Here is a 14,295-nt window from a genome sequence, read left to right as displayed (position 1 = left end):
TTGCAGTGGCCGGAGCGTATCAGGAGCCCGTTGAACCACCAAGCGGGTCAGAGGGGCGTCGGCGAGGCTTGTCATCATCCTCGTCACCCTCATCCCCTGAAGCACCACCACCAGACGCATGATCAGTGGCGTTCGGTGAATCGTTCTGCGTCGTCGGCACGTCATCGCTAACGGGCGTTCCACCGCCAGGTGAATCACCGTCGTTCCAACCTTCCGGCGGACGCGGATCACGGCCTTCCATGATGTCTTTCAACTGGTCGGCATCGATGGTTTCGTACTTCATCAACGCTTCGGTCATGGCTTCCAGCTTATCGCGATTATCGGTCAATATCTGACGCGCCTGCTCATAACAATCGTCAATAATCTTACGAATTTCTTTATCAAGACGCGTCGTTGTGTCACCCGACTTCATCTTGCTGCCGCCCTGGCCCGGGCCACCGAGAAACTGATGTGACTCATCTTCGTCGTACATGATCGGGCCCATCTCGTCTGACAGCCCCCATTTCGCGACCATGTTATGAGCCAGTTCGGTAGCGCGCTTGATGTCATTAGAAGCACCGGTGGTGACACCGTTGGCCCCCAGCGTCATCTCTTCGGCGATACGACCACCGAACAGCGAACAAATCTGGCTAAGAATCTGCTGACGCGACAGGCTATAACGGTCTTCCTCGGGCAGGAACATGGTGACACCTAATGCCCGACCACGCGGAATAATCGTTACCTTGTAGACCGGATCATGCTCAGGCATCACCAGACCGATAATCGCATGGCCCGATTCGTGATAAGCCGTATTCAACTTCTCTTTATCGGTCATGACCATCGATTTGCGCTCAGCGCCCATCATGATCTTGTCTTTGGCAAGCTCCAGCTCTTCCATGCTGACCAAGCGCTTGTTACGGCGTGCGGCGAACAGCGCTGACTCATTCACCAGGTTAGCCAAATCGGCACCTGAGAAGCCTGGCGTTCCACGCGCAATGATCGACGGTTTAACGTCTTCCGCCAGCGGCACCTTACGCAGGTGAACGCCCAGAATATGCTCACGGCCACGGATGTCCGGCAAGCCAACGGTCACCTGACGGTCAAAGCGGCCTGGACGCAGCAGCGCCGGGTCGAGTACGTCCGGGCGGTTGGTGGCGGCAATCACGATAACGCCTTCGTTGGCTTCAAAGCCGTCCATTTCAACCAGTAGTTGGTTGAGCGTCTGCTCGCGCTCGTCGTTACCGCCACCCATACCAGCACCGCGTGACCGGCCAACCGCGTCAATCTCATCGATAAAGATGATGCAGGGCGCCTGCTTCTTGGCCTGTTCGAACATGTCACGTACACGCGATGCACCGACACCCACAAACATTTCAACGAAGTCGGAACCGGAAATCGAGAAGAACGGCACCTTGGCTTCACCGGCAATCGATTTTGCCAGCAGCGTTTTACCGGTACCCGGCGGGCCCACCATCAATACACCGCGAGGGATCGTACCGCCCAGGCGCTGGAACTTGGTTGGATCGCGCAGGAAGTCGACAAGCTCCTCCACTTCCTCTTTCGCTTCATCACAACCGGCTACATCGGCAAACGTGGTTTTGATCTGGTCCTGAGAAAGCAGCTTGGCCTTGGACTTGCCAAAGCTCATCGGGCCGCCTTTACCGCCACCAGCGCCGCCCTGCATCTGGCGCATAAAGAACATAAAGATGGCCAGGATCAACAGAATCGGGAAGCTTGCGATCAGCAGGCGCATCCAGATGCTTTGCTGCTCTGGCGCTTTACCCACCACCGTTACATTATTGCTTAGCAGGTCATCCATCAGCTTGGGGTCTTCAGCCGCCGGACGAATCGTCTGGAACTGCGAACCGTCCGTACGCTCACCGTTAATGGTATAGCCATCAATGGTAACGCTACGCACCTGCTGATTTTGCACCTGCTCCACAAACTGGGAGTAATTGGTGCTTTGGGGAGCACTTTCGGTACTAAAATTGTTGAACACTGTCAGTAGCACAGCCGCGATGACCAGCCACAGAATCAGGTTCTTCGCCATATCGTTCAAGGGGCTACCCTCATTACAAGAATCCGTCAGTTAAACGCCAATACTGAGACCTTACACCAGTACCTGGCGTTCAACCATTGCCAAAGCACTATTAACTTTGGGCCATCTGTATCACGCTTATCTCATGCGTATAATGTGACACACCTTGCGCCTGCCTGTCTGGCAATCGCGATGATAAATCTTTGCTATGCACGACCTGTCAGTTTAGCCGCGAAACCCCTCCGCTAAAAAGTAGACTTCCCGCGAACGAGCCCGCGAGGCATCTGGCTTACGGATCACGACACGATCAAAACTGCCGCGCAATTCTTTAAGGTAGGCGTCAAATCCTTCCCCCTGAAACACCTTGGCCAGAAAGCGGCCTTTGGGGGGCAGTGTCTCACGGGCGAGCTCTAGCGCCAGCTCTACAAGGTACATAGCCTGAGGCTGGTCAATCGCAGCCATACCACTCATATTGGGGGCCATGTCGGACATCACAAGGTCTACCTGACGATTTCCCAGCCGTTCAAGAATCGCATTAAGCACCGACTCTTCCGTAAAATCGCCTTGAATAAAGTCCACCCCTGCCAGCGCGTCCATCTCCAGTATGTCAGAGGCGATCACCACACCGTCCATACCGACTTTTTCAGCGGCGATCTGACTCCAACCGCCAGGCGCCGCGCCCAGATCAATGATCGTCATGCCCGGGCGAAGCAGCTTATCTTTTTCATCCAGCTCCAGCAGTTTATAGCTTGCGCGAGAGCGATAACCATCCTGCCAACTCTGTTTCACGTACTGGTCGTCAAAGTGCTCTTTCTTCCAGTTGTTGCTGGTTTTGCTCACTGAATGTTTACGACTCGGGGGCTTTTGCTGCATATCAGAATCTAACACTGCAATATAGAGATGGGCGCGTTAACGCGATAGCTTTCACTTGGTGGCATTTCACCGTAAGATGGAACGTTAAGCGCTAACCGGGATACCGCAAGATACCATGAGCTTGTCACAGGCACAAAAGAAAGCATTTCGCAGCATTGGCCACCATTTGAACCCAGTGGTCACCGTTTCTGAAAACGGCGTCTCCGAAAATTTGCTCACAGAACTCAACCGCGCGCTCAACGATCACGAGCTTATCAAGGTGAAACTTGCCCTGCCTGAGCGTGACGACCGTGCGGCCATGCTAAACGAACTGGTCACCGGCAGCCGCGCCGACGTCGTGCAAACGATTGGCAAAATGGCACTGCTTTATCGCAAAAACCCTAAAGCCAATCCGAAGCTCTCTAACGTTTCACGCTTCGAGGGTCACCACGGCCGCCACTAACGCGTTACTGTCTGGCTGTTACAAAGAGCGATAAAAAGCCCGCGATTCGGTTGATATCAACCTGATAAGCGGGCTTTTTTTATGGGCGCCCATTAAGTTGGGCACCCACTAGCTCTATAGACCTAGCGCTTAGGCATATTCAACGCTTTCGATCTCATACTCAACGTCGCCACCGGGTGTTTTCACCACGGCAACGTCGCCCTCTTCTTTACCGATCAACGCACGTGCAATAGGGGACGTGACAGAAATGCGGCCAGACTTAATATCTGCCTCATCTTCGCCCACAATGCGGTAGGTCACGCTGGCATCCGTATCCAGGTTGAGCAGAGCGACCGTGACACCAAAGATCACTTTCCCTGTATTCGGCAGCTTGGTGACATCAATCACCTGCGCTACCGAAAGCTTGCTCTCGATTTCCTGAATACGGCCTTCGATAAACCCCTGTTGTTCACGGGCAGCGTGGTATTCGGCGTTCTCCTTAAGGTCGCCGTGCTCACGCGCTTCGGCAATCGACGCAATCACTCGCGGGCGCGCTTCGCCCTTCAAATGATTGAGTTCTTCGCGAAGACTTTTTTCACCCGCAACCGTCATCGGGACCTTGTTCATTGACTTGCTCCTGCATGCAGATCCTGAAGGCGACGCACCGTAATCTCCCTACCGTACTCAAGTGCCATACAAACGGCATTAGCGCCCGCCAAGGTGGTTGCATAGGGCACCTTGCGCGCAAGAGCAGTACGGCGAATGACCGAAGAGTCATTAATAGCCTGACGACCTTCGGTAGTGTTCACGATGTAGGCGATTTCGTCGTTCTTAAGCAGATCGACGATATGGGGACGACCTTCATAGACTTTATTGACGTGCTCGACCGCAAGCCCAGCGGCTTCCAGTGCTTCGGCTGTGCCGCGTGTCGCGCATAGTGTGAAGCCTAATGTTAGCAGAGAACGAGCGACTTCGATAATCCCCGCCTTGTCCGGCTCACGCACGGAAAGGAACGCCTTGCGGTCACCCTCAAGCGCCGGGATTGCTTCGCCAGCACCCAACTGCGCCTTAAAGAATGCTTCGGCAAAGGTCTCGCCTGAACCCATTACTTCACCGGTGGACTTCATTTCTGGCGACAGAATCGGGTCAACGCCCTGGAACTTATTGAACGGGAAAACCGCCTCTTTCACGCTATAGAAGTGCGGAATGATTTCGCGCTCAAAGCCCTGCTCGGCAAGTGTCGTGCCCGCCATGCAGCGTGCCGCAATCTGGGCCAGCGAGGTACCAATGCACTTGGAGACAAACGGTACGGTACGCGACGCACGCGGGTTAACTTCAATCACGTAGATCTCGCCATCCTGCCAGGCCAGCTGCACGTTCATTAAGCCCTTTACGCCCAGCTCCACGGCCATCTGCTTGATCTGCTCGCGCATCTCATCCTGTACATCGGCGGGTAGCGAGTAAGGCGGCAGCGCACAGGCGGAGTCACCGGAGTGAACGCCCGCTTGCTCGACGTGCTGCATAATGCCGCCAATGACTACCTGCTGGCCGTCTGAAACCGCATCAATGTCGATCTCAATGGCAGCACTCAGGAAGTGGTCCAGCAGCACCGGTGAGTCGTTGGAAACCTTGACCGCATTGGTCATGTAGTTCTCAAGCTCAGAGGCGTCGTAGACGATCTCCATGGCCCGACCGCCCAACACGTAGCTCGGGCGCACGACCAGCGGGTAACCAATGGTTTCCGCCTTGGCGAAGGCTTCTTCAAAGCTGCGTGCGGTAGCGTTAGGCGGCTGTTTCAGGCCGAGCTTGTCGATCATCACCTGGAAGCGCTCGCGGTCTTCAGCACGGTCAATCGCATCCGGTGTGGTGCCGATAATTGGCACACCAGCCGCTTCCAGCTCACGAGCCAGTTTCAGCGGCGTTTGACCACCGAACTGAACAATCACGCCAACCGGCTTCTCTTTGTCAGCAATTTCAAGCACGTCTTCAAGCGTCACCGGCTCGAAGTAGAGGCGATCAGAGGTGTCATAATCCGTCGACACGGTTTCCGGGTTGCAGTTGACCATGATGGTTTCATAGCCGTCATCGCGCATGGCGAAGGCGGCGTGCACACAGCAGTAGTCAAACTCGATGCCTTGACCAATACGGTTCGGCCCGCCACCCAGCACCATGATCTTCTGGCGATCAGATACGTCCGCTTCACACTCCTCTTCATAGGTGGAGTACATGTAGGCGGTATCAGAAGCGAACTCAGCGGCGCAGGTATCCACGCGCTTGTAGACCGGACGAACACCAGCGGCCTGACGCGTTTGGCGGAACTCTTTTTCGCTCACGTTCAGCAGCGTGGCCAGGCGCGCATCGCCAAAGCCTTTGCGCTTGAGCTGATAGAGTTCGCGCGCAGAGAAATCGCTTAGTGAGCGCTTGGCAACGGCGGCTTCGGTCAATACCAGGTCTTCCATCTGGACCAGGAACCAGGGGTCGATATTGGTCAGTGCGAAGACGTCATCCACGCTCATACCTGAACGCATGGCATCGGCCACATAGAAGATACGCTCAGCGCCTGCCGCCTGAAGTTCTCCCTTGATCAGGGCCATATTTTCCGGGTTGAAATCGGTAATAATCGGGTCGAGACCGTCGTTACCGGTTTCCGTACCGCGCAGCGCTTTTTGCAGCGACTCTTGGAAGGTACGGCCAATGGCCATGACCTCGCCCACCGACTTCATCTGAGTCGTCAGGCGATCATTGGCCTGCGGAAACTTCTCAAATGTGAAGCGCGGGATCTTGGTGACCACGTAGTCGATAGACGGCTCGAACGACGCTGGCGTGCGTCCACCGGTAATATCGTTTTGCAGCTCATCCAGGGTGTAGCCAATCGCCAGCTTGGCGGCAATTTTGGCAATCGGGAAGCCGGTGGCCTTGGATGCCAGTGCGGAAGAGCGTGACACCCGCGGGTTCATCTCGATCACGACCAGGCGGCCGGTTTTCGGGTCCATACCGAACTGCACGTTGGAGCCACCGGTTTCTACGCCAATCTCGCGCAGCACCGCAAGGCTTGCGTCGCGCATGATCTGGTACTCTTTGTCCGTCAGCGTTTGCGCCGGTGCGACAGTAATCGAGTCGCCGGTATGCACACCCATCGGGTCAAAGTTTTCAATCGCACAGACAATGATGCAATTATCTTTTTTGTCGCGAACGACCTCCATTTCGTACTCTTTCCAACCCAGCAGCGACTCATCAATCAGCAGCTCGTGGTTGTTGGAAAGCTCGAAACCACGCGTACAAATCTCTTCAAACTCTTCCTTGTTGTACGCCACGCCGCCGCCGGAGCCGCCCATGGTGTAGGAAGGCCGAATAATGGTCGGAAAGCCAAGCTCGGCTTGAATTTCCCACGCTTCGTCCATGGTGTGCGCGACTTTCGCTTTCGGGCACTCAAGGCCAATACGCTTCATGGCCTGGTCAAACAAGTCACGGTCTTCGGCCATGTTGATGGCGTCGGCGTTGGCGCCGATCATCTCCACGCCGTGCTTTTCCAACACGCCATGTTTTTCCAGATCCAGCGCACAGTTAAGCGCGGTCTGACCACCCATGGTGGGCAGAATAGCATCGGGCTTTTCAGCCTCGATGATCTTCTCAACGGCCTGCCAGGTAATCGGCTCAATGTAGGTAGCATCCGCCATGGCCGGGTCGGTCATGATGGTGGCCGGGTTGGAGTTCACCAAAATAACCCGGAACCCCTCCTCGCGCAGCGCCTTACACGCCTGGGCGCCGGAGTAGTCGAATTCGCAGGCCTGGCCGATAACAATCGGGCCAGCGCCAATGATCAAAATACTGTTTAAGTCGGTACGCTTAGGCATAACGGTTCCCGCAAAAAATGGTGACGAAGAGCGACAAAAGCGGCATACAGTGATGAAGCAGAGCCTGCGTTAGCGGCGTGCCTGCATCATCGTGATGAAGCGATCAAACAGCGGCGCTACATCACGCGGGCCGGGGCTGGCTTCCGGGTGACCCTGAAAACTAAATGCGGGTCGGTCGGTGCGCTCAATACCCTGCAGCGTGCCGTCGAACAGCGAACGATGGGTGGCGCGCAAATTGGCCGGCAGGCTCGTTTCATCGGCGGCAAAACCATGGTTCTGGCTGGTGATCATCACAGCGCCCGTGTCCAAATCCTGAACCGGATGGTTAGCACCGTGGTGGCCATGGTTCATTTTGACGGTTTTGGCACCCGAGGCGAGCGCGAGCAACTGGTGGCCCAGGCAAATACCGAACACCGGCGTGTCCGTTTCGAGTACGTCCTGAATGGCTTTGATGGCGTAATCGCAGGGTTCGGGGTCACCTGGGCCGTTGGCCAGGAAAACACCGTCCGGATTCATCGCCAGCACGTCAGCGGCGGGAGTTTGCGCGGGCACCACCGTCAGGCGGCAGCCGCGGGCAGCCAGCATGCGCAGAATGTTGAATTTCACGCCGTAATCAAACGCCACAACATGGTAAGGGCGCTCGCCTTTCGTTGCATCCGCATAGCCTTCGCCCAGCGTCCACTCACCCTCTGTCCACTCATAAGCCTCTTTGCAGGAGACTTCTTTGGCCAGGTCCATACCTTTCAAACCAGGAAAGGCGTTGGCGGCCGCCAACGCGCGCTCAACGGCGTCATCACCCTGTGCGTCTTCGCCTGCCAAAACCGCACCGTTCTGGGCACCTTTATCGCGCAGAATACGCGTCAGGCGGCGGGTATCAATATCAGCGATACCCACAACGTTTTGGCTTGCCAGGTAGTCAGACAGCGTTTGCTCAGAGCGGAAACTGCTGGCCATCAGGGGCAAGTCGCGGATAACCAAACCGGCGGCGGCAATAGAAGCTGACTCAATGTCTTCAGCGTTAATGCCGGTATTGCCGATATGGGGATAAGTGAGCGTTACGATTTGGCGGGTATAGGAGGGGTCAGTCAGGATTTCTTGATAGCCGGTCATGGCTGTATTGAACACTACCTCACCGCTTGTTAATCCGTCCGCGCCAATGGCGATTCCATGAAACACGCTGCCGTCTTCCAGGGCCAAAATCGCAGGTTTGCTCAATGCGGGGTTATTCAAGTCAAGGTCCTCCCATGCTGGTGGGAGCCTGTGGGCGCAGGCTCAGCGATGCTGGTTGAAAGCATCCGCAGGATGCCCTCACCAGAATCGAGATTAATGTTTGAAGTCTGGTTTTTTAAACCCGGTGTTGAAACCCAGCTACCAAAACTTCAGTATCAAATGCTTAAAACTCGGGTCGTAAAAAAGCGGGACGAAGCCGATAAAGAAAAAATCGGTTTCATCCCGCTTGTTGTTCTGGGCATCTCAGGTCTGTGATCAGGCCTATATGCCAAAGGCAATACAGACGCTGTAGCTAATTTCGCTGTCACTAAATTCGCACTAACGAACCTGAACAGGCAGTGGGCTGACCAACGCAACAAGCGCGCCGTCTGTTTTTCATGGGCCACCCGGCCAAAATTTATGGAATGTTACAGCATATTCTGGCCTTTGACTACCCATAAAAACCCGCAACGCGTGGTGCGCTTCTAAAGCGGGCCAAGATCGATGTGATGCTTCTCACTAAAGCCCTAACACATCCTGCATGTCGTAACGGCCATGCTTTTGGCCTGCGACCCAGCGCGCCGCACGTACAGCCCCTTTGGCAAACGTCATGCGGCTGGAAGCCTTGTGGGTAATTTCGATGCGCTCGCCTTCGGTGGCGAACATCACCGTGTGCTCGCCGACGATATCGCCCGCACGTACAGTGGCAAAGCCAATCTCTTTATCGGTACGCGGACCACACTGACCTACTCGCTCAAACACGCCGTGCTCTTTTAACGTACGTCCGAGGCTATCGGCCACCACTTCGCCCATTTTAATCGCAGTGCCGGAGGGCGCATCCACCTTGTGGCGGTGATGTGACTCGATAATCTCGATATCGTAACCTTCATCACCCAGCGCTTTAGCGGCGGTTTCCAGAAGCTTGAGCGTGAGATTAACCCCAACGCTCATATTAGGCGCGAACACCATCGCCACTTTATCGCGGTAGCTATCCAACTGGGCCAGCTCATCATCGCTCATGCCCGTGGTGCCAATCACCATGCACTTATCGTGCTTGGCACAAAATGCCAGATTCGCCAGCGTTACCTGAGGCGCGGTAAAGTCAATCAGCACATCGAAGTCGTTAACGATTGCATCAAGGGAGTCGACCGCGCTAACACCGCGCTTGCCCACGCCCGCTAACTCACCAATATCCGCACCTGCCAACGAGCTGCCTGGCTCGACAATTCCACCGGCGAGCGTCGCGCCAGCATCCTGTTCAATAGCGCTTACCAGCGTACGGCCCATTCGGCCAGCCACGCCTACAATGGCAACTCGGGTCATGCGAACTCCTGCATTTTGCGATCAATTACGTCGAATCAAACTAAATAGTAACCAAGCGGTGATTATAACAGACGCTTCAAGCAGTGCTGTGCTTGTGTTTCAGGCGGCCTGACTTTCCTTGCCGCTGGTTTTCAACGCTCTAGCATCTAAAGGCATGTCTTCTAAAAGCGTCAGTTTTGCCAAACGACAATCAGTTCCTCGTCTTTCGCCATGCGCACAAGGTGATTTTCCACCACGCCTTCCAACTGATCCAGATGCTCCTCTTCCAGGGCTTCGATAGACACCAGCAACTTGTCAGCTTCTGCGTGCAACAAGCAGGTGCCTTTGTCAGGAAATACAATCCTGCCCTCCTGCTGGCTGTGCTCAACCTCCAACTTATGCGCCCAGTGCTTGCAAAGCCGGTTAATGATGCGCTCGCCTGATGCAGTCGCAATTTCAGCACGTGATAAAGGCATAGTATTCTCCACTGGATAAAGGGTGTTACCTCTAGCTTATGGGTAACAGGGATAGCCGCCAAACAGTTAAATGCCTTGATAGCGCAACAGCGTGTTCAGCATCTCTGAAAAATGTTCTCACCGTAACAGATGTCATCTCGACAGCTACATCGGATTCCATGATAATGCATCACTATGAGAATGCGAATTATACCCAAAAACTTTATATTCGATGCTATGCGCTGACACCAGCTCCAGCCTGGCGCACTGACAACCGACCCACCCACAAGTGATCAATACGCTTATGACGTCCTCTCTTTTAAAAACGCTGATAGGTACGGCAGCGGTTGTGAGCTGCACTACGGCAGCGGCAGACCCTGTTACCGTTACCGATGTTACCGGCCGTGAAGTCACACTGGAGGCGCCCGCTGAGCGTGTTATCCTGGGAGAGGGTCGTCAGATCTACTTGCTCGGTCTACTGGAGCCTGAGGCCCCGTTTGCGCATATCGTCGGCTGGCGCGAAGATTTTTTCCAAGCAGACCCTGATAACTACGCCCGCTACGCGGAACGCTTTCCCGAAATTGAAGCTCTGCCAACGTTTGGCGGCTTTAAAGACGGCACCTTCGACGTTGAGCAGGCCGCCTCGCTTAACCCTGACGTGGTCTTTATGAACCTTGAGGCCAAAGCCGCCACCGAAGATGCCGCCTATGATGACAAACTTGCTCAATTGGGCATTCCGATCATCTACGTCGATTTTCGTGAAGACCCCATCGAGCACACCATCCCCTCCATGCGCATCATGGGCCAGGTCATGAACGACGAAGCGGCAGCTGAGGAGTTTATTGACTTCGCTGAGGCGCAGCTGGCGCGGGTGACCGATGTCATTAACGAAGCGAACCCCGAGCGCCCCAGCGTCTTTATCGACCGCGCGGGTGGCTACTCGGATGAGTGCTGCATGAGCTTTGGGCCCGGCAACTTCGGCGAGTACGTGACACTGGCAGGCGGCATCAATATTGCCGACAGCATCATTCCCGGCAGTTTCGGCACGCTGAATCCTGAGCAGATCATTGCTGCAAACCCTGATCACGTTGTTGTGACCGGCGGTAATTGGGACGCCTACGTACCCGGCGGTGCCTGGGTAGGCGTAGGGCCCGGCTCTGATATGCAAGCCGCTCACGCCAAGCTTGAAGCGCTGACCTCGCGTACCGCCATGACCGGCATCCAGGCAGTGGAAGATGGAAACTTCCACGCCATCTGGCACCAGTTCTACAACAGCCCCTACTACTTCGTGGCCATTCAGCAGCTCGCCAAATGGCTGCACCCATCACTGTTTGAAGATCTAGACCCTGAAGCCACCCTGCAGGAGCTTCACGACCGCTTCTTGCCTATTAATTACGAGCCGGGTTACTGGGTATCGCTCCATGACGACTGAGACCATCGCCCCCGACAGCTACTCACAGGGGCGCGCCTTCTACCGCACTCAGGTATTCCGCCGCCAGATGATTCTTCTGGCGCTGGTGGTGGCGCTGTTGTTTAGTCTCTGTGTTGATTTGGCGCTGGGGCCAGCCCGCTACAGCCTGGGCGAAGTGGTCGCCGCTCTGCTGACCCCCCAAAGCGTCAGCCAGCAGGCACGTGTCATTCTCTGGGAAATCCGCATGCCGGTGGCGCTAATGGCCCTGGTGGTGGGCGCCAGCCTTTCGGTAGCGGGCGCACAGATGCAGACCATCCTGAGCAACCCGCTGGCCAGCCCCTTTACGCTGGGCATTTCCGCCGGAGCGAGCTTTGGCGCCGCCCTTGGGCTAGCCTTCGGCGTGGCGATTGTACCCGCCGCCATTGAGTTCGTGGTGCCGCTCAACGCCTTTATCATGGCCATGTTCACCGCATTTCTCATCCACGCGCTGAGCCTTAAACGCGGCGTTACGGTGGAAACCATCGTACTGCTCGGCATTGCCATGGTGTTTATCTTCAACTCACTAATGGCGCTGATCCAGTTTTTTGCAAGCCAGGAAGCCGTCTCGGCAGTGGTGTTCTGGACCATGGGCAGCTTAACCAAAGCGACATGGCCCAAGTTCTGGATTGCGCTGGGCATTCTTGCCGCCGTTATGCCGCTGCTTGCCCGTCACGGCTGGGCGCTTACCGCCATGCGCCTGGGCGATGCCAAGGCCGAAAGCATGGGCGTTAACCCGCGTGCGCTGCGTTTGGAAGTACTGGTGCTGGTATCGCTGCTTGCCGCAGTGGCCGTGGCGTTTGTGGGCACTATCGGTTTTATCGGCCTGGTGGGGCCGCATATTGCGCGCATCCTGCTCGGTGAAGACCAACGCTTCTTCCTGCCGGGTTCAGCACTTTGCGGTGCACTGATTCTTTCGGTGGGCTCGGTGATCTCCAAGATTATTATTCCAGGCACGATTATTCCCATCGGTATTATCACATCGCTGGTGGGCATTCCCTTCTTCCTGTTTCTGGTGCTCAACCACAAGAAGGCTTCATGGTAACCCTACAGCTAACCCGCGTTTCGGCCCGCTACGGGCGCCGCTCAATTCTGGAAGATATCACGACGCCCTGCTTTCAAGGCGGTCAAGTCGTCGCCCTGCTGGGCCCTAACGCCGCCGGGAAATCGACGCTTTTCAGGCGTATTCTAGGCCTGCTGAAAGGCGAAGGTGACGTCGCTATACGCCATACGAGCGCCGAGCGCCCAGTGGCCTATATGCCTCAGGACACGGGCGCCAAAGCGGTGTTGACGGTTTATGAGTCGGTGCTGCTCGCACGCATGCAAGGGCGCAGCCTGAAAGTGCAGCCAGAGGATCTGGCCCAGGTGGACCGGGCACTTGAAGAGCTTAATATTACGGCACTTGGCGAGCGTGACATTGGCGATTTAAGCGGCGGCCAACGCCAGTTGGTCAGCGCGGCGCAGGCACTGGTACAAGAGCCCGAGATTCTGATGCTGGATGAACCTACTTCGGCGCTGGACCTTAACCGCCAGATCAACCTGCTAACGGTCTTACGCCGCTTGGCAGATGAACGCCAGATGCTGATTCTGGTAGCGCTCCACGATTTGGGCCATGCGCTGCGCTTTACCGATGCTTCCATGGTGCTTGAAAACGGTCGCCTGATCGCATGCGGCCCCACAGAAGAGGTCATTACTCCTGAGCTTTTGCGCCAGGTGTACAAGGTGGCGGCACGTATCGAGCCATGCTCGAAAGGCCGCCCCCAGCTTATCGTCGAAGAAGCTGTCTAAACCGCCGCCCTTCCAGGGCGGCGAGCGCCACCCCACTGAGCATCAAGGGAAGCGCCAGCAAGAAATTACTCGATACCGGAATACCGAACAACACCCAGTCGGCCGCTACTGGCCAAATCAGCGCAATGTACTCAAACGGTGCAAGCCGCGATGCCTCGGCATAGCGAAGCGCCAGCGTCATGGCAATATGCGCCGCGCCACCAAACAGCCCCGAGAGCACCAACAGCCAAAGGGCCTTTGTATCCAGCGCCGCCCACCCCAAAGGTAGCGTGGCCAGCCCCGCAAGCGCAGACACCAAAATAAAGTAAAAGGCGATAGAAGCCGCCGTTTCAGTACGTGAAATGCGCCTAACGGTAAGCAGCGCCCCCGCCGTTAAAAGTGCGCTTAGCGCGCCCAACGTATAGCCGGTCATCAGGCCACTTTCAGAACTAGCATTAAGGCCAGGCAGCACCAGCACCGCCATACCGGCAAGCGCCAGCAAAATGGCCCCCGCGCGATAATACGAAAACCGCTCACCCAGTAACAGCACCCCGCCCACCGCCATAAACACCGGCGTCAGCTGAGCCAACAGCGTTGCCTCGGCAACGGGCAGCAAAGCGACCGCCGCAAACGAGGCAAACATTGCCGCCGCCCCCAACCCTGAACGCAACGCATGGCCCAACGGACGACGCGTCGCCAGCCCTCCCGGGAATTCCCGACGAATCATCAGAAAAACCATAATCGGCAACAGCGCAAACAACGAGCGGAAAAACACCGACTGCCCCACCGGCACTTCATCACTCACCGCTTTAATACATACCAGCATGCCGGTAAACAGCAGACCGGAAAGGATTCTGAGCCAAATGCCCAACGTGGGCTTGTCCTGCAAGCTATCCATTACGCTTTATGTTCCTTAAACGTCAAAAACCCCCGGCCTGGGCCGAGGGTCT

The 14,295-nt window shown here is 56.0% G+C and carries 13 protein-coding genes; 5 read left to right on the top strand and 8 right to left on the bottom strand.

Annotation, left to right across the window (positions count from 1 at the left end; translation table 11 throughout):
- Positions 1 to 19: 19 nt before the first annotated feature.
- Positions 20 to 2,038: an ATP-dependent zinc metalloprotease FtsH gene (gene ftsH, locus ACT3TY_RS12925; protein WP_444628506.1), complete on the bottom strand. Its 2,019-nt coding sequence runs from the start codon at positions 2,036 to 2,038 to the stop codon at positions 20 to 22.
- A gap of 204 nt (positions 2,039 to 2,242) precedes the next feature.
- Positions 2,243 to 2,890, bottom strand: coding sequence for a 23S rRNA (uridine(2552)-2'-O)-methyltransferase RlmE (gene rlmE / locus ACT3TY_RS12920; RefSeq protein ID WP_172117600.1), 648 nt, complete (start codon positions 2,888 to 2,890; stop codon positions 2,243 to 2,245).
- A 115-nt stretch (positions 2,891 to 3,005) separates the two neighbouring features.
- Between rlmE and yhbY the strand changes: the two genes are divergently transcribed.
- On the top strand, positions 3,006 to 3,332 hold the full coding sequence (gene yhbY / locus ACT3TY_RS12915) for a ribosome assembly RNA-binding protein YhbY (protein WP_087108709.1): 327 nt from the start codon (positions 3,006 to 3,008) through the stop codon (positions 3,330 to 3,332).
- Between the two features lie 129 nt (positions 3,333 to 3,461).
- On the opposite strand, the gene greA is transcribed toward yhbY, so the two are convergent.
- The 3 genes from greA to carA all read right to left on the bottom strand — a co-directional run bounded on the left by greA (position 3,462) and on the right by carA (position 8,380).
- Positions 3,462 to 3,938: a transcription elongation factor GreA gene (gene greA, locus ACT3TY_RS12910; RefSeq protein ID WP_172117601.1), complete on the bottom strand. Its 477-nt coding sequence runs from the start codon at positions 3,936 to 3,938 to the stop codon at positions 3,462 to 3,464.
- A complete protein-coding gene (gene carB, locus ACT3TY_RS12905; protein WP_193053247.1) occupies positions 3,935 to 7,165 on the bottom strand; it encodes a carbamoyl-phosphate synthase large subunit in 3,231 nt (1,076 codons plus the stop codon). The genes greA and carB overlap by 4 nt, the downstream gene beginning before the upstream one ends.
- Positions 7,166 to 7,234: 69 nt before the next feature.
- Complete coding sequence (gene carA / locus ACT3TY_RS12900) at positions 7,235 to 8,380, bottom strand: glutamine-hydrolyzing carbamoyl-phosphate synthase small subunit (RefSeq protein ID WP_444628524.1); 1,146 nt, start codon at positions 8,378 to 8,380, stop codon at positions 7,235 to 7,237.
- Positions 8,381 to 8,425: 45 nt separating this feature from the next.
- On the opposite strand from carA, the gene ACT3TY_RS12895 reads away from it, so the two are divergent.
- Positions 8,426 to 8,650 carry a hypothetical protein gene (locus tag ACT3TY_RS12895; RefSeq protein ID WP_444628504.1) on the top strand — a complete coding sequence of 75 codons (225 nt, stop codon included), beginning with the start codon at positions 8,426 to 8,428 and terminating at the stop codon, positions 8,648 to 8,650.
- A gap of 243 nt (positions 8,651 to 8,893) precedes the next feature.
- On the opposite strand, the gene dapB is transcribed toward ACT3TY_RS12895, so the two are convergent.
- Together dapB and ACT3TY_RS12885 are read right to left on the bottom strand one after the other, a co-directional pair.
- A complete protein-coding gene (dapB, locus tag ACT3TY_RS12890; RefSeq protein WP_172117603.1) occupies positions 8,894 to 9,697 on the bottom strand; it encodes a 4-hydroxy-tetrahydrodipicolinate reductase in 804 nt (267 codons plus the stop codon).
- Between the two features lie 170 nt (positions 9,698 to 9,867).
- The gene (locus ACT3TY_RS12885; RefSeq protein ID WP_087108719.1) at positions 9,868 to 10,152 is read right to left on the bottom strand and encodes a DUF2218 domain-containing protein; all 285 of its coding nucleotides are present in this window, start codon (positions 10,150 to 10,152) and stop codon (positions 9,868 to 9,870) included.
- A 283-nt stretch (positions 10,153 to 10,435) separates the two neighbouring features.
- Between ACT3TY_RS12885 and ACT3TY_RS12880 the strand changes: the two genes are divergently transcribed.
- Genes ACT3TY_RS12880 through ACT3TY_RS12870 form a run of 3 tightly spaced genes read left to right on the top strand, consistent with a single transcriptional unit; the run spans position 10,436 to position 13,366 of the window.
- Positions 10,436 to 11,563 carry an ABC transporter substrate-binding protein gene (locus ACT3TY_RS12880; protein WP_441678214.1) on the top strand — a complete coding sequence of 376 codons (1,128 nt, stop codon included), beginning with the start codon at positions 10,436 to 10,438 and terminating at the stop codon, positions 11,561 to 11,563.
- Entirely contained in the window at positions 11,553 to 12,623 is a 1,071-nt protein-coding gene (locus ACT3TY_RS12875; RefSeq protein WP_087108723.1) for a FecCD family ABC transporter permease, read from the top strand. The genes ACT3TY_RS12880 and ACT3TY_RS12875 overlap by 11 nt, the downstream gene beginning before the upstream one ends.
- The gene (locus ACT3TY_RS12870; RefSeq protein WP_087108725.1) at positions 12,617 to 13,366 is read left to right on the top strand and encodes an ABC transporter ATP-binding protein; all 750 of its coding nucleotides are present in this window, start codon (positions 12,617 to 12,619) and stop codon (positions 13,364 to 13,366) included. Before ACT3TY_RS12875 ends, ACT3TY_RS12870 begins: the two co-directional genes overlap by 7 nt.
- Here ACT3TY_RS12870 and ACT3TY_RS12865 read toward each other — a convergent pair.
- The gene (locus ACT3TY_RS12865) at positions 13,344 to 14,243 is read right to left on the bottom strand and encodes a DMT family transporter (protein ID WP_441678212.1); all 900 of its coding nucleotides are present in this window, start codon (positions 14,241 to 14,243) and stop codon (positions 13,344 to 13,346) included. The genes ACT3TY_RS12870 and ACT3TY_RS12865 overlap by 23 nt on opposite strands.
- Between the last annotated feature and the right edge of the window lie 52 nt (positions 14,244 to 14,295).

Source organism: Halomonas sp. AOP22-C1-8 (assembly GCF_052378905.1).
GTDB classification, from domain to species: Bacteria; Pseudomonadota; Gammaproteobacteria; order Pseudomonadales; family Halomonadaceae; genus Vreelandella; species Vreelandella citrativorans.
This window is presented reverse-complemented; position numbering and strand designations above follow the sequence as displayed.